The organism is Bacillus cereus group sp. N21, assembly GCF_016483395.1.
In the GTDB taxonomy this organism is placed as follows: Bacteria; Bacillota; Bacilli; order Bacillales; family Bacillaceae_G; genus Bacillus_A; species Bacillus_A pseudomycoides.
Window position 1 is genome coordinate 1 of record NZ_JAEHBX010000025.1, and the last position, 20,129, is coordinate 20,129.

Sequence of the window (20,129 nt, forward strand, 5' to 3'; positions counted from 1 at the left end):
TATATTTCTTAGCTATAGCTGTTTGGCTACCTTCACCATTTAAATAACTTTTTACAACTTGTATCTTTAATTCATCTCAAATCCGCGTGAGTATCTTGTGCTACAATACCACCGTGGTCTCCAATACTTGCACCAGTGTTTCCGTCAGCTAAGCCCCAAGGTTGTCCATGGTCATAAGCAGGTGCGGGTGTATCGCCTCCATTATCGGCAGGTGCAGGTGTATCACCTATATTTAATGCTAAATCAGGTCTTTGAGGTGCAGGTGTGTCACCTTTGTTCAATGACGAAAATCCTGGGTTGTTGCTAACACCAAAAGTCATAATTCCAGCTAATGCTAATCCTGTTATTGTTAATCCAATCTTTTTCATTACTTTAACGCCCCTTTAGCTAATAATTTTTTTCTCGCTTCATTACTCATGTAGAAATATTTGCTTGATTTTAAATGGTTTTCCTCAGCATAAAATTTATTTGATAGTCGTTCGGTGTATTCCTCAATACAATCCCATAGTTCTTCTTTCCTAAAGTATGAAAATCTTGCCAATATAGCAGTTTCTAATTCTAGAGTATCGGATGACTTGTTTGGTTTTTCTGAAATCTTAAAGCGATATTGATACTCTTTGTTTTCTAACTCGTTACAGATATTTAAGCCTTTTTCGATTAATTGAGATGCGATTTCCATTTCACCTAATTTTATATTTTCATCAGCTTGTAAATATAAAGCTTTAAAATGGTTTGGCATATTTTCCGTAACTTCTGATAAGTGACGAATTGCTAAAGATGAAAGATTTTGATTCGCATACATTAATCCGATGTTATTTCTAACACGTAGTAGTAATGTTTTTTCATTTTTCTTGTTTAGGCTATCTATAGCAGTGTTAAAGCTTTCTTCGGCTTGTTCAAATTGTCTTAAATCTATACAAGATAGCCCGAAAATGTTATCACATAAAGCTACATTGATTTCGTAGCCCGCATGTTTAGAAAATATATCTTTTGCCATTCGTATGTGGTCAATTGCTAAAAGTGGTTTGTAAACTTGATAATAGAACGAAGCCAAACGATAATTAAACTCCGCTTCCTCTAATTCGTTGGATACAACATACATTAATAGCTTTTCTGCTTTTTCAAAATGTTCTCTCGCTTCATTGTAGTCTGCAAGAATTGTGCTGTGAACTGCTTTGAAGAAGTGGTAATAATAAGAAAGAAAGCTGTTATTAGGTATTTTGAAGGAATTAATTTTATCGAAGTTATCTTTTGTGATGTTAAGTCCATCTGTTAATACTTTATATCTAAAATCTAGTAACGAATAATATAATGATAAATGTTCATCTTCCTTGATATTGGAAAGTCTATCTTCTATTTCTTGTTTTAACTTGGTTGCCTGTATATTTTGTTGTGACAACATAGATTGATACCAGTCATTTAGCAACTTTGTAACCTGTTCATTCCCCTTCATTTGAACGTTCATGAAATCCTCTATCATTTTTTGAATATTCTTATAAATAATAGCAAGAATAAGATGTAAAGAAATTAAATTTACATATTTCTCAATATTTATGTAACAATTTTATGTTCAATTAGATAACTGACCATATTCATTCTACCTGTTTAGTAAATTCAAATATTTGGCACAGTAAAATTTTCTTATAAAATACTGTATAAAGAAGGAAGGTCAATAAATTTTGAGATGGGGGTCTTACTGCCCGCGAATAGTGGGATAAATATATTTCTGAAGTTTATGTAAGAATCTGCTTATGATATTATGATATATATATGGGTGGAAATATGGTGAATAGAGAAAATAAACAGTCCTGCAAAACAGGACTGGATTATTCTTCATCTTCATCTTTATTTTGTTTTTCTAGCTCAACTAACTTTTGAACTAAAATGTGCTGCGGCATATGCATAATTTGCTCAAGTGGAACACCTAGAGCTTTTGATAAACGAATTGCAGTATCCGGAGAAATTTGTAATGGTTTCATAGAAGTACCTCCTTTTTCGTATAGTATAGCATAAGATTGGGGGAGTGAGGATGACTCTTATATTCGCGCACCGCGGTGCGGCGGGGGCGTATCCAGAAAATACAATGATTTCATTTAAAGCTGCGGAATCGTTTCAGGCAGACGGGATAGAATTAGATGTTCAATTTACGAAGGATAAAAAAGTTGTTGTGATTCATGATGAAACTGTCAATCGTACAACGAATGGAAAAGGTGCCGTTCGTAATTACTTATATGAAGATTTGCGAAAATTGGATGCGAGTCACCAGTTTTCGGAAAAGGTAGGTTTTTGCAAAATTCCTTTATTAGAAGAAGTGCTAGAATGGCTAAAATCGAATTATTTGTTGCTCAATATTGAATTTAAAAATAATAAAATTCCATATTGTGGTTTAGAAGAAGAAGTTATAACACTTATACGAAAGTTTGGCCTAGAAGATCGAGTTATTTTTTCTTCTTTTAATCATTACAGTATGAAAAGATGTCATATGATGGCTCCGGATATTCAAACGGCCATTTTGTATCGAGAAGGTTTACATAGCCCGTGGGCGTATGCGCGAAAAATGGGGGCTACTGCGATTCATCCGAACTATCGTTATCTTCAGGATGCAATAGCTGAATTAACAATGGAGAGCGGAGTTGAAGTGCGGCCTTATACAATTAATGATGAAACGGTTATGCGTAAGTATTTTGATATGAACATATCGGCGATTATTACTGATTATCCAGAAACAGCGAGAGTGTTATTACAAGCGAAAAAATGAGACCTTTCACTAGAAGGGTCTCATTTTTATGTTCTTTTATCTTCTGAAACGAGCTTGTACTTTGTTTCGTTTACGATCACGATGTACAACAAAGCCTCCAAAGATATAAAAACCGATTGCAAAGCAGAATACACCTATTAAAAATTGTAACCATAATACAGGGATTGGAGATAAAAGAATACCAAATACAGTATCTCTCATCAATTTTATACCTAGCACTGCTAATGAGATGGGGATGAGTGCTAATAGAAGAGCAAGGTAACGCTGCATAGATAACGCTCCTTTTCAGATAATTTTGTATATATCAAATGATGTTATATAGAAAGGGGATTTGTCAAGTGATTGCTGAACGAGTAAGATAAAGGTGTGAAAAATCTTGCAGAGATACTTCGAGAGGAAGTGGGATGTGTGAAACAAAAAGTATTAATTATTGGAGCGGGCGAAGGCGGAAGTACGATTCTTGGTTTGCTGCAAAATTCGAATATATTTAAAGTCGTTGGGGTTATCGATATAAATCCGAATGCAAAAGGATTACAGATTGCGCAAGAACAAGGTATTGCAGTTGGAGAAGATTTAGATTCTTTTCTTACAGTGGATGTGGATGTAATTTTTGATATGAGTGGTGATTACCATTTACATAAGGTTTTATTCGCAAAAAAGCAAGAAAATACACTCCTTATACCAGGGGATGTTGCGAAGATCGTTACGAAGTTGGCACATGAGAAAGAGGATTTAATTGAAAAACTGAAAGGCCAAACGCAGCAAGGAAATTTGATTTTAAATTCTACTCATGATGGAATGATTGTCATTGATTCAGAAGGTTATGTGAAATTATTTAACAAAAGTGCAGAACGTATAACGGGTTATAAAGCGAAAGAAGCGACTGGGAAATATATTTTAGAAGTAATTCCGACTAGTAAGTTACTTCGTATTATACGAACGAAACAAATAGAAGTAAATCATGAATTGACGTTAGGAAATGAAAAGAAGATTATTACAACGCGTATTCCTATTTTAAAAGAAGATGGAGAGGTGCAAGGGGCATTTGCAATTTTTAAAGATATTACAGAAGTTGTAGATTTAGCGGAAGAAGTTACAGATTTAAAAGAAATTCAAACCTTATTGGAAGCGATTATTTATTCATCTGAGGAAGCGATTTCTGTTGTAGATGAGAAAGGAAGAGGTCTTGTCATCAACCCTGCTTATACAAAGTTAACAGGCCTTACAGAGGATGACATAATTGGAAAACCTGCAACGACTGATATTGTAGAGGGGGAAAGTATGCATATGAAAGTACTTCGGACGCGTAGGGCGGTACGAGGGATTCATATGAAAATTGGTCAGAAAAAACGAGATGTCATTGTAAATGTCGCACCGGTTATTGTTGATGGTATATTGAAAGGTAGCGTTGGTGTTATTCGTGACGTATCCGAAATTCAAAAATTAACGCATGAATTAAACCGGGCAAGACAAATTATTCGGACGCTAGAAGCGAAATATTCTTTTGAGGATATTGTAGGAACGTCTGATGAAACGATGGCTGCAATAGAGCAAGCAAAGCTGGGAGCAAACACACCAGCAACCGTATTACTTCGCGGGGAGTCAGGGACTGGTAAAGAGTTATTTGCGCACGCTATTCATAACGGGAGTAATCGGAAATACAATAAGTTTGTTCGTGTAAACTGTGCTGCTATCTCGGAAACTTTATTGGAAAGTGAATTATTTGGTTACGAAGAAGGAGCTTTTTCTGGTGCGAAAAGAGGCGGTAAAAGAGGTTTCTTTGAAGAAGCAAATAATGGGAGTGTTTTTTTAGATGAGATTGGGGAACTGTCTGCGAATACGCAAGCGAAATTATTGCGCGTTTTGCAGGAAAAAGAAATTGTAAAAGTTGGAGGAACAAAACCAATTCCTATTAATGTTCGGGTGATTGCAGCGACGCATGTAAATTTAGAAAAAGCAATTTTGGAAGGTGAATTCAGAGAAGATTTATATTATCGCCTAAATAAAATTCCAATTCAAATTCCGTCTCTTCGTCAGCGAAAGGCAGATATTCCAGCTATATCAGAACGATTGATTCAAAAAATTAATCAAGATTATGGCCGGAATGTAGAAGGGTTAACAGAATCGGCTATTGAATATTTGCGATCGTATGATTGGCCGGGGAATGTCAGAGAGCTTGAGAATATTTTGGGACGGGCGATTATTTTTATGAACTATAATGAGATGTATATTGATGTACATCATTTGCCTTCTTTGCATAAGGAAGACCAAGTGGAATTAAAAGGAAATAATTTATTGCCGGAATTAGAAGAAAAGCCCCTTGAACATTTGGTTACGGAGTTTGAAGGGAACATCATACATGAATATTTAGAGAAGTTTGGTGGGAATAAAACAAAGACAGCGAAAGTGTTAGGAATCTCAGTTCGAAATTTATATTACAAGTTAGAAAAGTATGACCATGCAAAAAATAGCATGCAATAAATTGCGTACTGTGCAATTTATTGCATGGTACGCAAAAAACAACAATTTAAGACAGAATATTATGTAATTTTCTAAAGTACTGATTTCACTGTATTTTGTATGCGTTTTCATAATTGGTATGACCAATTTGAAAAGTTGGCACGATATTTGCTTATTAAATAGACGAGGGACGACGGAAAGGGTTGATTACAAGATATGAAGTTAAAACACTTAATTGATCAAGCAGCAGGGCAGCCTAAAAAAACTGTGGCTGTAGCAGTGGCTGAAGATCATGAAGTAATTGAAGCAGTTGCTAAGGCAATTCAATTACAGTTAGCTCAATTTCGTCTATATGGAAATCAAGAAAAAATTATGGGTATGCTACAAGAGCATGACTTACAAGTTTCAGAACACGTTCAAGTGATTGCGGCATCATCAAGTGCTGAGGCCTCGGAACTTTCTGTTAAAGCTGTAAGAAATGGTGAAGCAGACGTACTTATGAAGGGGAACATCCCAACAGCAAGTATTTTAAAAGCAGTATTAAATAAAGAGTGGGGACTTCGCAAGGGTAGTGTGTTATCACATGTTGCAGCGTTTGAAGTTCCAAATTACGATCGCTTTATCTTTGTTACAGATGCAGCGATGAACATTGCACCTGATGTAGGGCAAAAAGCTGCTATTATACAAAATACTGTTGAAGTTGCCCGGGCAATAGGAATCGAATTGCCAAAAGTGGCTCCGATTGCAGCGGTGGAAGTTATTAATCCAGCGATGCAGGCGACAATCGATGCAGCGATGTTAACCCAAATGAATCGTCGTGGACAAATTAAAGATTGTATCGTCGATGGACCGCTTGCTTTAGATAATGCTGTATCACAAATTGCAGCAGAGCACAAAGGCATAGTAAGTGATGTAGCAGGTAAGGCAGACATTTTACTCGTCCCAACGATTGAAGCTGGAAACGTGCTATATAAATCGCTTGTCTATTTTGCAAATGCAAATGTAGGAGCGATGATTGCTGGCGCAAAAGCACCGATTGTTTTAACATCTCGTGCAGATTCAGCAGAAACAAAAGTATATTCATTAGCTTTAGCAGTTGCGACTGCTTCTAAATAAACCAAAAGGGTAAAACAATTAGGGGGAAATGACAATGACATTAGAAATCTTCGAATACTTAGAAAAATATGATTATGAGCAAGTAGTATTTTGTCAAGATAAAGAATCTGGATTAAAAGCAATCATTGCAATTCATGATACAACACTTGGACCAGCCCTTGGTGGAACAAGAATGTGGACATATGATTCTGAAGAAGCGGCGATTGAAGATGCATTGCGTCTTGCAAAAGGGATGACATATAAAAACGCAGCAGCTGGTTTAAACCTAGGTGGTGCAAAAACAGTTATCATCGGCGATCCACGTAAAGATAAAAGTGAAGCAATGTTCCGTGCATTAGGACGTTACATCCAAGGTTTAAACGGGCGTTATATTACTGCAGAAGATGTTGGTACAACTGTTGATGATATGGATATTATCCACGAAGAAACTGATTTTGTAACAGGTATTTCACCTTCATTCGGTTCTTCTGGTAACCCATCTCCAGTAACTGCTTATGGTGTTTACCGCGGTATGAAAGCAGCAGCGAAAGAGGCATTTGGTACAGACAGCCTAGAAGGTAAAGTAATTGCTGTTCAAGGTGTTGGTAACGTAGCATATCACCTATGCAAACATTTACACGCTGAAGGTGCACAACTAATCGTTACAGATATTAATAAAGAGGCGGTACAACGTGCAGTAGAAGAATTTGGTGCAACAGCAGTTGAACCAAATGAAATTTACGGTGTAGAATGTGACATTTATGCACCATGCGCATTAGGTGCAACAGTAAATGACGAAACAATTCCACAACTTAAAGCAAAAGTAATTGCAGGTTCTGCAAATAACCAATTAAAAGAAGATCGTCACGGTGACGCAATCCATGAAATGGGAATTGTATATGCACCAGACTATGTAATTAATGCAGGCGGTGTAATTAACGTAGCAGATGAATTATATGGATACAATAGAGAACGTGCATTAAAACGTGTAGAGTCTATTTATGACACAATTGCAAAAGTAATTGAGATTTCAAAACGTGATGGTGTACCAACTTATGTTGCAGCAGATCGTCTAGCTGAAGAGCGTATTGCAAGCTTGAAAAATACTCGTAGCACGTTCTTACGCAACGGCCATGACATTATTAGCCGTCGCTAATCTATCATATACAACTTCTACAAAAGCTGTGGTTACCTCTTACGAGGTTTCCACTTCCTTTTGAATTTATAGGTGGAGGTAGCAACATTGTCCTTAAATCGAATCCTTGTTATTAATCCGGGTAGTACATCCACAAAAATAGGTGTTTTTGATAATGAAAGACCCGTTTTAGAAGAAACCATTCGTCATGATGTGGATAAAATCGGTAAATATAAACGAATTATTGATCAATATGAATTTCGAAAAGAAACAATTTTAGAGGTTTTACATTCTCACGGTATTAATATTTCGAAATTAAACGCTGTTTGCGGCCGCGGGGGATTACTTCGTCCCATTGAAGGTGGTACGTATACAGTGAACGAAGCAATGTTAGAAGATTTGAAAAATGGATATAGCGGTCATCACGCTTCAAATCTTGGAGGTATTTTGGCGTATGAAATCGCTTCAGGATTAAATATTCCAGCATTTATTGTCGATCCAGTTGTTGTTGATGAAATGGATCCAATTGCTCGTATTAGTGGTATTTCTGGCATGGAGCGAAAAAGTATTTTTCATGCGTTAAACCAAAAAGCTGTGGCGCGTAAAGTTGCAGAGGAACTTGGTCGTAAATATGAAGATTTAAACCTATTAATTGCGCACATGGGTGGCGGGATAACGGTTGGTGCTCATAAGCAAGGAAAAGTTATTGATGTAAATAATGGTTTGAATGGTGAAGGTCCATTTAGTCCAGAACGTGCTGGAACAGTGCCGGTTGGACAGTTAATAGAAATGTGTTTCTCAGGTGAGTATTACCGCGATGAAATGATGAAAAAGATTGTTGGACAAGGCGGATTAGTAAGCCTTATTGGTACAAACGATGCAATTAAAGTTGAGAACATGGTTGAGAAAGGTGATCCTGAGGCAACACTTATTTATAAAGCGATGGCATATCAAGTTGCGAAAGAAATCGGCGGAGCTAGCGCGGTTCTTCATGGGAAAATAGATGCAATCGTTTTAACAGGAGGACTCGCATATAGCAAAATTCTTGTTGATGAGATCAAGGAGCGCGTTCATTGGATTGCTGATGTGATTGTGCATCCAGGTGAAGATGAATTACAAGCATTAGCAGAAGGGGCACTTCGTGTATTACGTGAGGAAGAAGCTTCAAAAGAGTATGTTGTACGAGAAAAAGAAACGGTAGCTAGGGGTTGAGATAATGGCAAAAGAATATGATTTAGTCATCGTTGGCGGCGGTACTGGCGGATATGTTGCTGCTATTCGTGCATCACAATTAGGGCTAAAAACAGCGCTTGTTGAAAAAGATAATCTTGGTGGCACTTGTTTACACAAAGGTTGTATTCCTAGTAAAGCATTGCTGCGCAGTGCTGAAGTATATGCAACGGCGAAAAAGAGTGAAGAGTTTGGCGTTGTAACGAGCAATGTAGAGTTGAACTTTGCTAAAGTGCAAGAGCGTAAAGAAAAGATTGTAACGCAGCTTCATAAAGGCGTTCAGCATTTAATGAAGCAAGGTAAAATTGATGTGTTTGAAGGTATCGGCCGCATTCTTGGACCTTCTATCTTCTCTCCAATGCCGGGAACAATTTCGGTTGAATTTGCAAGTGGAGAAGAGAATGAAATGTTGATTCCTAAAAATGTGCTTATTGCAACAGGTTCTCGTCCAAACTCTTTACCAGGGTTAGAACTAGATGGAGAATACGTAATGTCATCGGATCATGCCCTAAAAATGGAAACGCTTCCGGAATCAATTATCATTGTTGGTGGTGGCGTAATTGGAATTGAGTGGGCATCTATGCTTGCTGATTTCGGTGTTGAAGTTACCGTATTAGAATATGCAAAACATGTCTTACCGCTTGAAGATCAAGATGTTTCGAAAGAAATGCAACGTCTCTTGAAGAAAAAGGGAATTAAAGTGGTAACAGGTGCAAAAGTATTACCAGAAACATTGGTAAAAGATAATGGAGTAGCAATTCAAGCCGAACACAATGGTGAAAATAAAGAATTCAAGGCAGAAAAAATGCTTGTATCTGTAGGAAGACAAGCCAATACGCAAAATATCGGCTTAGAGAATACAGATATCATTGTGGAAAAAGGATACATTCAAACAAATGAGTTTTATCAAACGAAAGAATCACATATTTATGCAATTGGTGATGTAATTGGCGGTTTACAACTTGCGCACGTTGCTTCTCATGAAGGTATTGTTGCTGTAGAACATATTGCTGATAAAGAAGTTATGCCAATCGATTACTCTATGGTATCGAAATGTGTATACAGTAGTCCAGAAGTAGCTTCTGTTGGTTTAACAGAACAGGAAGCAAAAGAAAAAGGCTATAAGTTAAAAGTAGGTAAGTTCTCATTCCGTGCAATCGGAAAAGCACTTGTATATGGAGAATCAGATGGCTTTGTGAAACTTGTAGTTGATGAAGAAACAAATGATATTCTCGGTGTTCATATGATTGGCCCACATGTAACGGATATGATTTCTGAAGCGGGTCTTGCAAGAGTACTTGATGCAACACCTTGGGAAGTTGCACATACAATTCATCCGCATCCATCATTATCAGAAGCAATTGGTGAAGCTGCATTAGCAGTAGATGGAAAAGCGTTACACGCATAAAAATGTGGATTTAGGAGGTTATGAAAATGGCAGAAGTAAAAGAAAAGCGCCATGAAGAGCTTGGCTTAAGTGATGAGCAAGTAGTAGAAATGTATCGTACGATGTTGCTTGCACGTAAAATTGACGAACGTATGTGGTTGTTAAACCGTGCAGGGAAAATTCCATTCGTAATTTCTTGTCAAGGACAGGAAGCTGCACAAGTAGGCGCAGCATTTGCACTTGATCGTGAAAAAGATTATGCATTACCATACTACCGTGATATGGGTGTAGTACTAGCGTTTGGTATGACAGCAAAAGAGCTTATGTTGTCTGGCTTTGCAAAAGCAGGAGATCCAAACTCTGGTGGCCGTCAAATGCCTGGTCACTTCGGTCAGAAGAAAAACCGTATTGTGACAGGTTCATCACCAGTTACAACACAAGTGCCTCATGCAGTAGGCATTGCACTAGCAGGAAAGATGGAAAAGAAAGATTTAGTAACGTTTGTTACCTTCGGTGAAGGTTCTTCTAACCAAGGTGACTTCCACGAAGGTGCTAACTTTGCTGGCGTACACAAATTGCCTGTTATTTTCATGTGTGAGAATAACAAATATGCAATTTCTATCCCTGTTGAAAAGCAATTAGCATGTAAAAATGTATCAGATCGTGCAATTGGTTACGGTATGCCAGGATACACAGTGGACGGAAATGACCCACTTGCAGTATATAAAGCTGTAAAAGAAGCAGCGGATCGTGGCCGTCGCGGCGAAGGTCCAACTTTAATTGAAACAGTATCATATCGTTTAACAGCACACTCTAGTGATGACGATGATCGTGTATATCGTGATAAAGAAGAAGTAGAAGAAGCGAAGAAAAAAGATTCCATCTTTACATTTGCTGCTTACTTAAAAGAGGTTGGCGTGTTAACAGAGGAATCTGAAAAACAAATGTTAGATGAAATTATGCATATCGTAAACGAAGCAACAGAATATGCAGAAAATGCTCCGTATGCAGCACCTGAAGATGCATTGAAGCACGTATACGCAGAATAGGGGGGAACGTTTCATGGCTGTAATGTCTTATATTGACGCGATTACATTAGCAATGCGCGAGGAAATGGAACGCGATGAGAAAGTATTTGTATTAGGAGAAGACGTTGGTAAAAAAGGTGGCGTATTTAAAGCGACAAATGGATTATATGATCAATTTGGTGAAGATCGTGCGCTTGATACACCGCTTGCAGAATCTGCAATTGCAGGGGTAGCAATCGGGGCAGCGATGTACGGAATGCGTCCAATTGCTGAAATGCAATTCGCTGATTTTATTATGCCAGCAGTAAACCAAATTGTTTCTGAGGCAGCAAAAATTCGTTACCGTTCTAATAATGACTGGACTTGTCCGATCACTGTGCGTGCACCATTTGGTGGCGGCGTTCACGGTGCATTGTATCACTCACAGTCTGTAGAAGCAATGTTTGCAAACCAACCAGGTTTAAAAATTGTTATTCCTTCTACACCATATGATGCAAAAGGATTATTAAAAGCAGCAATTCGTGATGAAGATCCAGTACTATTCTTTGAACATAAACGTGCATATCGTTTAATTAAAGGCGAAGTACCAGAAGATGATTATGTATTACCAATCGGAAAAGCAGATGTAAAACGTGAAGGTGATGATATTACTGTCATCACATATGGATTATGTGTTCACTTTGCTCTTCAAGCTGCTGAAAAATTAGCGAAAGATGGCATTTCTGCTCACATTCTTGATTTACGTACTGTATATCCATTAGATAAAGAAGCGATTATTGAAGCAGCTTCTAAAACAGGTAAAGTTCTTCTTGTAACGGAAGATAACAAAGAAGGAAGCATTATAAGTGAAGTAGCAGCAATTATTGCAGAAAATTGCTTATTTGACCTTGATGCACCAATTGCACGTCTTGCAGGTCCAGACGTTCCAGCAATGCCATATGCACCAACAATGGAAAAATTCTTTATGGTAAATCCAGATAAAGTTGAAAAAGCAATGCGTGAACTTGCGGAATTTTAATCGGGGGGACTATACATGGCTGTAGAAAATATCACAATGCCTCAGCTTGGGGAAAGTGTAACGGAAGGTACAATTAGTAAATGGCTCGTAAATGTTGGCGATCACGTAAATAAATATGATCCGCTTGCAGAAGTAATGACAGATAAAGTAAACGCAGAAGTACCATCTTCTTTCACAGGAATTGTGAAGGAGTTAGTCGCTGCTGAAGGTGATACACTTGCTGTAGGTGAAGTCGTTTGTGTGATCCAAGTAGAGGGCGCGGATGAGGTAGCTGCGACAGCTGTAGAAGAGAAAACAAAAGAGGAACCAAAAACAGAAGTGGCTTCAGCTGAAAAAGCACCAAAAGTGAAGCAACCAACTGATGGCAAACCTCGTTTCTCACCAGCTGTATTAAAACTTGCAGGTGAGCATAATATTGATTTAGATGCAGTAGAAGGTACGGGTGCAAATGGTCGTATTACACGTAAAGATATTCTGAAGCTTGTGGAATCTGGAAACATTCCGGTAGTTGGTGCGAAGAAAGAAGCAGCACCTGTATCTATGCAGGCATCACAAGAAGCACCAAAAGTGACTGCACCATCAGCTCCAAAAACAGAAGCGGCAAAACCTGTATCTGTACCGACAGTACCTGGCGATATTGAGATTCCGGTAACAGGTGTACGTAAAGCAATTGCTGCGAACATGCTGCGTAGTAAACACGAAGCACCTCACGCTTGGATGATGATTGAAGTAGATGTAACAAATCTTGTATCATACCGTAATTCAATTAAAGGCGAATTTAAAAAGCGTGAAGGCTTCAACTTAACATTCTTTGCATTCTTCGTTAAAGCAGTTGCACAAGCATTGAAAGAATACCCACAAATTAACTCAATGTGGGCTGGTGACAAGATTGTTCAAAAGAAAGATATTAACCTTTCTATCGCTGTTGCAACAGAAGATGAATTATTTGTACCAGTTATTAAACAAGCAGATGAGAAAACAATTAAAGGTATTGCTCGTGAAATTACTGAACTTGCAGGAAAAGTTCGTACAAAATCATTGAAAGCAGACGAAATGCAAGACGGTACATTTACAATTAATAACACAGGATCATTTGGTTCTGTTCAATCTATGGGTATTATTAACCATCCACAAGCTGCTATTTTACAAGTAGAATCTATTGTAAAGCGTCCAGTTATTATGGATAATGGTATGTTCGGTGCACGCGACATGGTTAACCTATGTTTATCCCTTGATCATCGTGTACTGGATGGCTTAATTTGTGGTAAATTCTTAGGACGTGTAAAAGAAATTCTTGAAAATGTATCAGAGAATAATACGTCTGTATATTAATAAAAAGCTCGCGTCTGCGAGCTTTTTACTTTAGAAAAAATATATTTCTTCACTTTTTATCCCACAATAAAAAATGCCTTCCATTAATGTGACAATGAATAATAATGTATTATGAATTTACGAAAATACATTGCTGATATCCAGTATATAGATATACAATAAGAAAAGAATATTTTTTTGGAAAATCTTACTGATGAAACTGTAGTATAATGTATTGTATTGTTTAAAAAAGAAAGTTATTCTATATAAGTATTTTATAGATTAATGTGCAATCAGTCGTCAAAATATAAAGAATGTTGACTCCTGGTTTTTTATTTTGCCTTAACAATGTTTCAGGAGGATGTCATGAAGAGAAGTACCGAATTTCTAAAAAGTTTAGATGTAAAATTAATTTTAATTTTGTGTATATTATGCGTCACGAGTATAGCTGCCATATATAGCAGTCAACAAACAGGACAATATGGAAATTCAAATTTTGCAATGAAACAAGGGATTAACTATGTAATCGGTATTGTTTTATTACTACTTGTTGCAAGTATTGATTTAGATCAACTGCAAAAATTAGCGTGGCCATTTTATATTGTTGGGTTTGCTTCGATTATTATACTTAAGATTTCACCATTTAAAGCTTTAACCCCTGAAATATTAGGGGCAAAAAGATGGTTTAAAGTCCCAGTTCTTGGGGCGATCCAGCCATCAGAGTTTTTCAAAATTGCGTTGCTTATTTTAGTTGCTAGTTTAGCAGTCAAGCATAATGAAAAATATATGGTACGGACTTTTCAAACGGATTTAAGATTAATAGGTAAAATTATTTTAGTATCGATTCCACCTGCTCTACTTGTATATAGTCAGCCTGATACAGGGATGGTTTTCCTATATGCTGCAGGGATTGCATGTATTTTGTTTATGTCAGGTATTCAAAAGAAATTAATTGCAATATGTACAGTTATTCCACTGACCATATTGTCCACGTTAGTATTTATATTTTTGAAATACCCAGATATTTTTTTCAACAAATTGGTTACTTTACTAAAGCCGCATCAACAGTCACGAATTTTGGGTTGGTTGGATCCATTTGAGCACGTGGATCAAGGTTATCAAACACAGCAATCGATTTTAGCGGTTGGTAGTGGGGGAATGGATGGAAAAGGATTTGGATATGGAAGTGTATATATTCCTGAAAAGCATACCGATTTCATTTTTGCTACAATTGCTGAAGAAGGTGGATTTTTAATTGCAGCTTTTGTTGTATTTATGTTCCTGCTTCTTTTATATCGAACAATTATAATTGGGTATTCAGCAGATAATTTGTTCGGTACATTATTATGTGCTGGAGTAATTGGTGTTTTAACATTACAAATTTTCCAAAACGTTGGTATGATTGTTGGATTAATGCCGGTAAAAGGAATTGCGCTTCCGTTTTTATCATATGGAGGAAGTTCCTTATTCTCGAATATGATGATGATGGGGCTCGTCTTATCGGTACGGAAAACATACAAAAAGTATATGTTTTCAGTTAGTTAATTTTTATGTAAAAAGGCTGATTCGTTTTCATGCGAATCGGTCTTTTCTGTATAGATGATCTTAATCATCACAAACTAAAGGGAGTGTGAAAGTTTGTGATGATTAAGGAGTGCAAATTCATGCATATGCATATTTTTGAGGGAGCACATCATCTTTCTCATATAGAATGGATGATTCGAGCTATAATAGCATATATCTTTCTAATTATTGTTGCCAAAGCAATGGGACAACGCTCCATTGCACAACTCCGCTTCTTAGATGTGGTATTAGTTTTATTGTTAGGTGGAAATATTTCCAATGCACTATCCGATGAAAAAGTGGGTTTAACAGGCTCGATGATTACAACTTTTATGCTCGTTGTTCTTCATATCATAAGTTCGATTTTAATGTTGAAATGGGATCGGTGGAGACGTTTTTTAGAACCAGATCCGGTTATTCTCATACATAATGGTTCAATCGATTTTAGCAATTTGAAAAAAGCAAGAATTACGGTAGAGTATTTATTTTCTGAACTACGCTTACAAAATATTAGTGATATTAAAACAATAAAATTAGCATTATGGGAAGCAAGTGGTGTTGTTTCGGTATTTCAGTATCCAGAATATGAAACGGTATCTCGGCTGGATATGAAAGTAGCTGGTAAAAAATCACCTATTTCATTTATTCTTGTAAAAGACGGGAAAATTCAAAAGGATGTGCTTACTTTATTGGGGAAAACGGAAACATGGGCAAAGGAGGAATTATCAAAAAAAGTATCAATTGAATTGATTCAATTAGCAACGATAGATGAAATGGAAAAAATAAATATTTTGTTAAAAAAATGAAATGAATACGCATTTTACCATCTTATGCATATGATACAATAGTGTGGACAACGAAATAAAAAAAGAAGGGTTTGTTTCGATGGGATATGTAGAGGAGTTACGAAAAGTAGTTGGTCATCGCCCTTTAATTTTAGTTGGTGCTGTTGTTCTCGTATTAAATGAAGGTGGACATGTTTTATTACAACAACGAACAGAACCGTATGGAAAATGGGGATTGCTTGGTGGTTTAATGGAGCTTGGAGAATCCACAGAAGAGACAGCTTGCCGTGAAGTATATGAAGAAGCAGGAATTTATGTGAAAAATTTAAAACTCATTAATGTGTTCTCTGGAGCTAATTACTTTATAAAATTAGCGAATGGTGATGAATTTCAATCTGTAACGACTGCTTATTATACAAATGAATATGAAGGTTTGCTAGCTGTCAATAAAGAGGAAGCGGTTCAGCTTAAATTCTTTCCCGTTACAGAATTGCCTGAGTATATTGTAGGATCACATAAAAAAATGATTGAAGCATATGAGAAGATAGAAAAAGAAAGTAGAAATAATATATAATAGCTATAGAAATACAAAAACACAGTTCTGGTTGGTAGTCCAGACGCATACTAGTATGTCAGTAACCTTCCCCTCCGGGATGTCCAGTATTTCTAATTTTTTTCTAAGGAGGGGCTGTCGATGAAATTGACAGTATATCATGATGGTCAGTTTTTTGTAGGAATGATTGAGGATACACATAAAGGGATTTTGTATGCAGCGAGGTATATTTTTGGTGCTGAGCCATCAGACGAAGAGATACTTGTATTTGTAAGTAATACGATGCTAACGTATTTTAATCACTTTGCCAAATGCGGTGTTAAAGTGGAAGAGAAAAAGCGTCCGAAAAGTATAAAACGTATCATAAGAGAAGCTGCAAAAGAAATGCATACAAAAAGCTTTACGAAGGCACAAGAGGCGATTAGTTTATCTTATGAATTGCATAAGCAAGAAAAGCGAGTGCAATCTAAGGAACAGCGTGAAGCAGAAAAGCAGAAAAAACGCCTTATCAAAGTGCAAAAAGCAAAACAAAAGCATCGCGGACATTAAGAAAAAACGTCTTAGGACACTTGTTCTAGGACGTTTTTTCTATACGCATAAGAAGAATACAAGTAAGTTTACTTGTATTTCTAAAACGGTAACTGGTAAGATACAGAGAGAGAGATCTAGAGGAGGGAAAACATTGATTAACTTTAACTTTTTTATGAATGATGTTGTCCGTCAAGCGCGTGAAGAAATTGTTTCCGCTGGATATACAGAATTAACAACACCATCCGCAGTTGATGAGGCATTTAAGCAAACAGGTACGACACTTGTAATGGTAAACTCAGTATGCGGTTGTGCAGGTGGTATTGCTCGCCCTGCTGCTGCGCATTCCGTACATTATGATAAACGTCCAGATCACCTTGTAACAGTATTTGCGGGGCAGGACAAAGAGGCAACAGCACGTGCACGTGAATATTTTGAAGGATATCCACCATCTTCTCCGTCTTTCGCATTATTAAAAGATGGAAAGATTGTAACGATGGTTGAACGCCATGAAATCGAAGGCCATGAGCCAATGCAAGTCATTGCAAAATTACAATCGTACTTTGAAGAGAATTGTAAAGAGGTTTAATAGAAAATAAAAAAACGGTACATACACTTATAAGTGTATGTACCGTTTTTTTATTTTGTTCCATTTATTAGGATGTTTGTGGGCGGTAAAATCCTGATTGGTGAGGGCTAATAATCAATAGAAGTTAAAGAAAGTCCCCCTCTGATTAAAGTTTCACTTTATTAGGAGGTGAAGTTAATAACATTTGTTTATAATCATTTGTAATGAGAGGGAATATACATGAAATGTATAATTCATACACTAATTTATACATTAATTAACCTAGAAAAACCGTTTTAATAGAATTTGTAATTTATTTTTATTTTAATTGTTGCATAAAAATAAAATTACTGCTACAATACAAACATCGAATAAAAATTCTATAAAACTTTTAAATATACATTATTAGGGGGAAGAAATATGAAGAAGTTATTATCAATTTCATTTGCACTTATTTTAATAATAAGTATGTTTAGTGCTTGTAGTAAGGGAGAAACAAAGGAATCGAATACGAAGAAAGATAAGAAAGTACTCGTTATGGGTACTTCAGCAGACTATAAACCTTATGAATATGTGGAAGCTTCAAAGAGTGATGAAATTATCGGTTTTGATGTTGATATTGCAAAGTATATTGGGAAAGAACTTGGTTATGAAGTGAAAGTGAAAGATATGGATTTTGGAGGATTGTTAGCATCGCTTAGCTCGGGGAAAGTTGACTTTGTTATGGCTGGTATGACACCAACTCCAGAACGTAAGGGAAATGCGGATTTTACAGATATTTATTTTGTTGCTAAAAACATGATTGTTTCGAAAAAGGATTCAGGTATTAAGTCATTACAAGATTTGGAAGGTAAAAAAGTAGGGGTACAAACAGGTTCTATTCAAGAAGAAAAAGCGAATGAATTTAACAAGCAAGTGAACTTCCAGGCGGAGGGGCGTGACCGTATACCAGAAATCGTACAAGAAATTCAGGCTGGACGTTTTGATGCTGCTATTTTAGAAGATACAGTTGCTAAAAATTATTTAGAAAAAATCAAAGGTTTACAAGGGATTGAAATTCAGGAAGCTCCAGAAGAAGTAGGAGCAGCAATTGCCCTTCCGAAAAATAGTGACAAAACAGCAGAATTTAATAAAGTGATTAAGAAGATGCAAGAAAATGGTGAAATGGACAAATTAGTGAAGGAATGGTTTGGCAGCAAAAAATAAGCTGCCTTTCTCTTTTCTGTGAGAGGAATGACAAAAGATGAACTTAGATTTTTCGGCAATTACTCCGTCGATACCATATATATTAAAGGGACTAGAAGTTACACTGAAAATTGTAGCAGTATCTGCTTTAGTTGGTTTTATACTTGGAACGTTATTAGCACTTTGTAAAATTGCTAGAGTAAGAGTGTTAAATATCGCTGCTGATTTATATACATCGATATTTCGTGGTACACCACTTGTCTTGCAATTAATGATTATTTATTTCGGTGTTCCGCAAATGATTGGATATGATATACCAGCATTTTTAGCAGCAGTACTTGCATTTAGTTTAAATTCGGGTGCATATATGTCAGAGGTAATTCGTGCAGGAATTCAGGCTGTTGATAAAGGACAGACAGAAGCTGCGATGGCTCTCGGTGTTCCATATAGAAAAATGATGAAAAATATTATTTTACCACAAGCATTAAAAAATATATTACCAGCGCTTGTGAACGAATTTGCAACACTTACGAAAGAGTCGGCAGTAGTGACAGTAATTGGTGCGACTGATTTAATGCGCCGTGCATATATTGTAGGCGGTGAAACGTTTAAATATCTTGAACCGTTACTATTTGTCGGACTTGTTTACTATATTCTAGTAATTATTCTTACATTAGTCGGGAAAGCAATTGAAGGGAGAATGAAGAAAAGTGATTAAAATTGAAAACCTTCATAAATCATTTGGACAAAATGAAGTACTAAAAGGAATTACGACAACAATCGAAAAGGGCGAAATTGTTGCGATTGTTGGACCGTCTGGGTCAGGAAAATCAACATTTTTACGTTGTATGAACGTACTAGAAACACCTACAAATGGTCACATTTGGATTGGGAATGAAGAAGTGACCAATCCAAAAACAAATATTATGAGTGTTCGTGAAAATGTTGGAATGGTGTTTCAACATTTTCACTTATTCCCTCATATGACAGTATTAGAAAATATTACGTACGCACCAGTAAATGTAAAAGGTGTGGCAAAACCAGAAGCAGAGAAAAAGGCGAAGGAACTTCTTGAAAAGGTAGGATTGCTCGATAAAAAGGATGCATATCCAAACCGTCTTTCAGGTGGACAAAAGCAGCGTGTAGCCATTGCTAGAGCATTGGCAATGGAACCGGAAGTTATGCTTTTTGATGAACCAACATCGGCACTAGATCCTGAAATGGTAAAAGAAGTATTAGAAGTAATGAAATCTTTAGTGACTACAGGAATGACAATGGCAATTGTGACACATGAGATGGGATTTGCAAAAGAAGTAGCTGATCGTGTGCTCTTTTTAGATGGTGGAAAGCTTGTTGAAGATACAAGTCCAGAACAGTTTTTTACAGAACCAAAAAGCAAACGCGCACAAGAATTTTTACAAAAAATATTATAACATGTAAAAGTTACGTGAATAATAAGGAGAAAAGGATGACAGCTTGTCATCCTTTTTTTATACTTACTGTAAATACGTTTATACATATAGGA

The 20,129-nt window shown here is 36.6% G+C and carries 21 protein-coding genes; 17 read left to right on the forward strand and 4 right to left on the reverse strand.

The window, feature by feature from the left end:
- Positions 1–71: 71 nt before the first annotated feature.
- The 3 genes from JDS96_RS15255 to JDS96_RS15265 form a co-directional block, all read right to left on the reverse strand.
- Complete coding sequence (locus tag JDS96_RS15255; RefSeq protein WP_199667285.1) at positions 72–368, reverse strand: Phr family secreted Rap phosphatase inhibitor; 297 nt, start codon at positions 366–368, stop codon at positions 72–74.
- Positions 368–1,465 (reverse strand): response regulator aspartate phosphatase, encoded by a 1,098-nt coding sequence (locus tag JDS96_RS15260; protein ID WP_199667286.1) that lies wholly within the window; start codon positions 1,463–1,465, stop codon positions 368–370. The genes JDS96_RS15255 and JDS96_RS15260 overlap by 1 nt, the downstream gene beginning before the upstream one ends.
- 361 nt (positions 1,466–1,826) lie before the next feature.
- Complete coding sequence (locus tag JDS96_RS15265) at positions 1,827–1,979, reverse strand: YycC family protein (protein WP_199667287.1); 153 nt, start codon at positions 1,977–1,979, stop codon at positions 1,827–1,829.
- A 50-nt stretch (positions 1,980–2,029) separates the two neighbouring features.
- Between JDS96_RS15265 and JDS96_RS15270 the strand changes: the two genes are divergently transcribed.
- The gene (locus tag JDS96_RS15270) at positions 2,030–2,758 is read left to right on the forward strand and encodes a glycerophosphodiester phosphodiesterase (protein WP_199667288.1); all 729 of its coding nucleotides are present in this window, start codon (positions 2,030–2,032) and stop codon (positions 2,756–2,758) included.
- A 36-nt stretch (positions 2,759–2,794) separates the two neighbouring features.
- Here JDS96_RS15270 and JDS96_RS15275 read toward each other — a convergent pair whose 3' ends face one another.
- Positions 2,795–3,028, reverse strand: a complete 234-nt coding sequence (locus JDS96_RS15275) for a DUF2627 domain-containing protein (protein WP_003200204.1) — start codon at positions 3,026–3,028, stop codon at positions 2,795–2,797.
- A gap of 138 nt (positions 3,029–3,166) precedes the next feature.
- On the opposite strand from JDS96_RS15275, the gene JDS96_RS15280 reads away from it, so the two are divergent.
- The 16 genes from JDS96_RS15280 to JDS96_RS15355 all read left to right on the forward strand — a co-directional run bounded on the left by JDS96_RS15280 (position 3,167) and on the right by JDS96_RS15355 (position 20,037).
- Entirely contained in the window at positions 3,167–5,239 is a 2,073-nt protein-coding gene (locus JDS96_RS15280; protein WP_199667289.1) for a sigma 54-interacting transcriptional regulator, read from the forward strand.
- A gap of 195 nt (positions 5,240–5,434) precedes the next feature.
- Positions 5,435–6,334 (forward strand): phosphate butyryltransferase, encoded by a 900-nt coding sequence (gene yqiS / locus JDS96_RS15285; RefSeq protein ID WP_018766147.1) that lies wholly within the window; start codon positions 5,435–5,437, stop codon positions 6,332–6,334.
- Between the two features lie 34 nt (positions 6,335–6,368).
- Positions 6,369–7,469, forward strand: coding sequence for a leucine dehydrogenase (locus JDS96_RS15290; RefSeq protein WP_018766146.1), 1,101 nt, complete (start codon positions 6,369–6,371; stop codon positions 7,467–7,469).
- An 87-nt stretch (positions 7,470–7,556) separates the two neighbouring features.
- Complete coding sequence (gene buk / locus JDS96_RS15295) at positions 7,557–8,660, forward strand: butyrate kinase (RefSeq protein WP_018780791.1); 1,104 nt, start codon at positions 7,557–7,559, stop codon at positions 8,658–8,660.
- 4 nt (positions 8,661–8,664) lie between these two features.
- Positions 8,665–10,086, forward strand: coding sequence for a dihydrolipoyl dehydrogenase (gene lpdA, locus JDS96_RS15300; RefSeq protein ID WP_003200196.1), 1,422 nt, complete (start codon positions 8,665–8,667; stop codon positions 10,084–10,086).
- A 26-nt stretch (positions 10,087–10,112) separates the two neighbouring features.
- Entirely contained in the window at positions 10,113–11,114 is a 1,002-nt protein-coding gene (gene bfmBAA, locus JDS96_RS15305) for a 3-methyl-2-oxobutanoate dehydrogenase subunit alpha (RefSeq protein ID WP_018766143.1), read from the forward strand.
- A gap of 13 nt (positions 11,115–11,127) precedes the next feature.
- A complete protein-coding gene (gene bfmBAB, locus JDS96_RS15310; RefSeq protein WP_003200187.1) occupies positions 11,128–12,111 on the forward strand; it encodes a 3-methyl-2-oxobutanoate dehydrogenase subunit beta in 984 nt (327 codons plus the stop codon).
- 15 nt (positions 12,112–12,126) lie between these two features.
- Complete coding sequence (locus JDS96_RS15315) at positions 12,127–13,443, forward strand: dihydrolipoamide acetyltransferase family protein (RefSeq protein ID WP_199667290.1); 1,317 nt, start codon at positions 12,127–12,129, stop codon at positions 13,441–13,443.
- A gap of 345 nt (positions 13,444–13,788) precedes the next feature.
- Entirely contained in the window at positions 13,789–14,967 is a 1,179-nt protein-coding gene (locus tag JDS96_RS15320) for an FtsW/RodA/SpoVE family cell cycle protein (protein WP_018780792.1), read from the forward strand.
- A 119-nt stretch (positions 14,968–15,086) separates the two neighbouring features.
- Positions 15,087–15,791: a DUF421 domain-containing protein gene (locus tag JDS96_RS15325; RefSeq protein WP_199667291.1), complete on the forward strand. Its 705-nt coding sequence runs from the start codon at positions 15,087–15,089 to the stop codon at positions 15,789–15,791.
- Positions 15,792–15,870: 79 nt separating this feature from the next.
- Positions 15,871–16,344 (forward strand): NUDIX hydrolase, encoded by a 474-nt coding sequence (locus JDS96_RS15330; RefSeq protein ID WP_018766140.1) that lies wholly within the window; start codon positions 15,871–15,873, stop codon positions 16,342–16,344.
- Between the two features lie 120 nt (positions 16,345–16,464).
- Positions 16,465–16,872 carry a YjdF family protein gene (locus JDS96_RS15335; RefSeq protein WP_199667292.1) on the forward strand — a complete coding sequence of 136 codons (408 nt, stop codon included), beginning with the start codon at positions 16,465–16,467 and terminating at the stop codon, positions 16,870–16,872.
- A gap of 154 nt (positions 16,873–17,026) precedes the next feature.
- Entirely contained in the window at positions 17,027–17,440 is a 414-nt protein-coding gene (locus JDS96_RS15340; protein ID WP_003208428.1) for a BrxA/BrxB family bacilliredoxin, read from the forward strand.
- Between the two features lie 399 nt (positions 17,441–17,839).
- Positions 17,840–18,625 carry a transporter substrate-binding domain-containing protein gene (locus JDS96_RS15345; protein ID WP_199667293.1) on the forward strand — a complete coding sequence of 262 codons (786 nt, stop codon included), beginning with the start codon at positions 17,840–17,842 and terminating at the stop codon, positions 18,623–18,625.
- 37 nt (positions 18,626–18,662) lie between these two features.
- The gene (locus JDS96_RS15350; protein WP_003200153.1) at positions 18,663–19,322 is read left to right on the forward strand and encodes an amino acid ABC transporter permease; all 660 of its coding nucleotides are present in this window, start codon (positions 18,663–18,665) and stop codon (positions 19,320–19,322) included.
- Positions 19,315–20,037, forward strand: coding sequence for an amino acid ABC transporter ATP-binding protein (locus tag JDS96_RS15355; RefSeq protein ID WP_033797228.1), 723 nt, complete (start codon positions 19,315–19,317; stop codon positions 20,035–20,037). Before JDS96_RS15350 ends, JDS96_RS15355 begins: the two co-directional genes overlap by 8 nt.
- Positions 20,038–20,129: the final 92 nt, after the last annotated feature.

Bases quoted from the DNA above. Each gene is read 5' to 3' on its own strand.
- JDS96_RS15255 (WP_199667285.1), bottom strand. From the start codon at position 368: ATGAAAAAGATTGGATTAACAATAACAGGATTAGCATTAGCTGGAATT.
- JDS96_RS15260 (WP_199667286.1), bottom strand. From the start codon at position 1,465: ATGAACGTTCAAATGAAGGGGAATGAACAGGTTACAAAGTTGCTAAAT.
- JDS96_RS15265 (WP_199667287.1), bottom strand. From the start codon at position 1,979: ATGAAACCATTACAAATTTCTCCGGATACTGCAATTCGTTTATCAAAA.
- JDS96_RS15270 (WP_199667288.1), top strand. From the start codon at position 2,030: ATGACTCTTATATTCGCGCACCGCGGTGCGGCGGGGGCGTATCCAGAA.
- JDS96_RS15275 (WP_003200204.1), bottom strand. From the start codon at position 3,028: ATGCAGCGTTACCTTGCTCTTCTATTAGCACTCATCCCCATCTCATTA.
- yqiS (WP_018766147.1), top strand. From the start codon at position 5,435: ATGAAGTTAAAACACTTAATTGATCAAGCAGCAGGGCAGCCTAAAAAA.
- JDS96_RS15290 (WP_018766146.1), top strand. From the start codon at position 6,369: ATGACATTAGAAATCTTCGAATACTTAGAAAAATATGATTATGAGCAA.
- lpdA (WP_003200196.1), top strand. From the start codon at position 8,665: ATGGCAAAAGAATATGATTTAGTCATCGTTGGCGGCGGTACTGGCGGA.
- bfmBAA (WP_018766143.1), top strand. From the start codon at position 10,113: ATGGCAGAAGTAAAAGAAAAGCGCCATGAAGAGCTTGGCTTAAGTGAT.
- bfmBAB (WP_003200187.1), top strand. From the start codon at position 11,128: ATGGCTGTAATGTCTTATATTGACGCGATTACATTAGCAATGCGCGAG.
- JDS96_RS15315 (WP_199667290.1), top strand. From the start codon at position 12,127: ATGGCTGTAGAAAATATCACAATGCCTCAGCTTGGGGAAAGTGTAACG.
- JDS96_RS15320 (WP_018780792.1), top strand. From the start codon at position 13,789: ATGAAGAGAAGTACCGAATTTCTAAAAAGTTTAGATGTAAAATTAATT.
- JDS96_RS15325 (WP_199667291.1), top strand. From the start codon at position 15,087: ATGCATATGCATATTTTTGAGGGAGCACATCATCTTTCTCATATAGAA.
- JDS96_RS15330 (WP_018766140.1), top strand. From the start codon at position 15,871: ATGGGATATGTAGAGGAGTTACGAAAAGTAGTTGGTCATCGCCCTTTA.
- JDS96_RS15335 (WP_199667292.1), top strand. From the start codon at position 16,465: ATGAAATTGACAGTATATCATGATGGTCAGTTTTTTGTAGGAATGATT.
- JDS96_RS15340 (WP_003208428.1), top strand. From the start codon at position 17,027: ATGAATGATGTTGTCCGTCAAGCGCGTGAAGAAATTGTTTCCGCTGGA.
- JDS96_RS15345 (WP_199667293.1), top strand. From the start codon at position 17,840: ATGAAGAAGTTATTATCAATTTCATTTGCACTTATTTTAATAATAAGT.
- JDS96_RS15350 (WP_003200153.1), top strand. From the start codon at position 18,663: ATGAACTTAGATTTTTCGGCAATTACTCCGTCGATACCATATATATTA.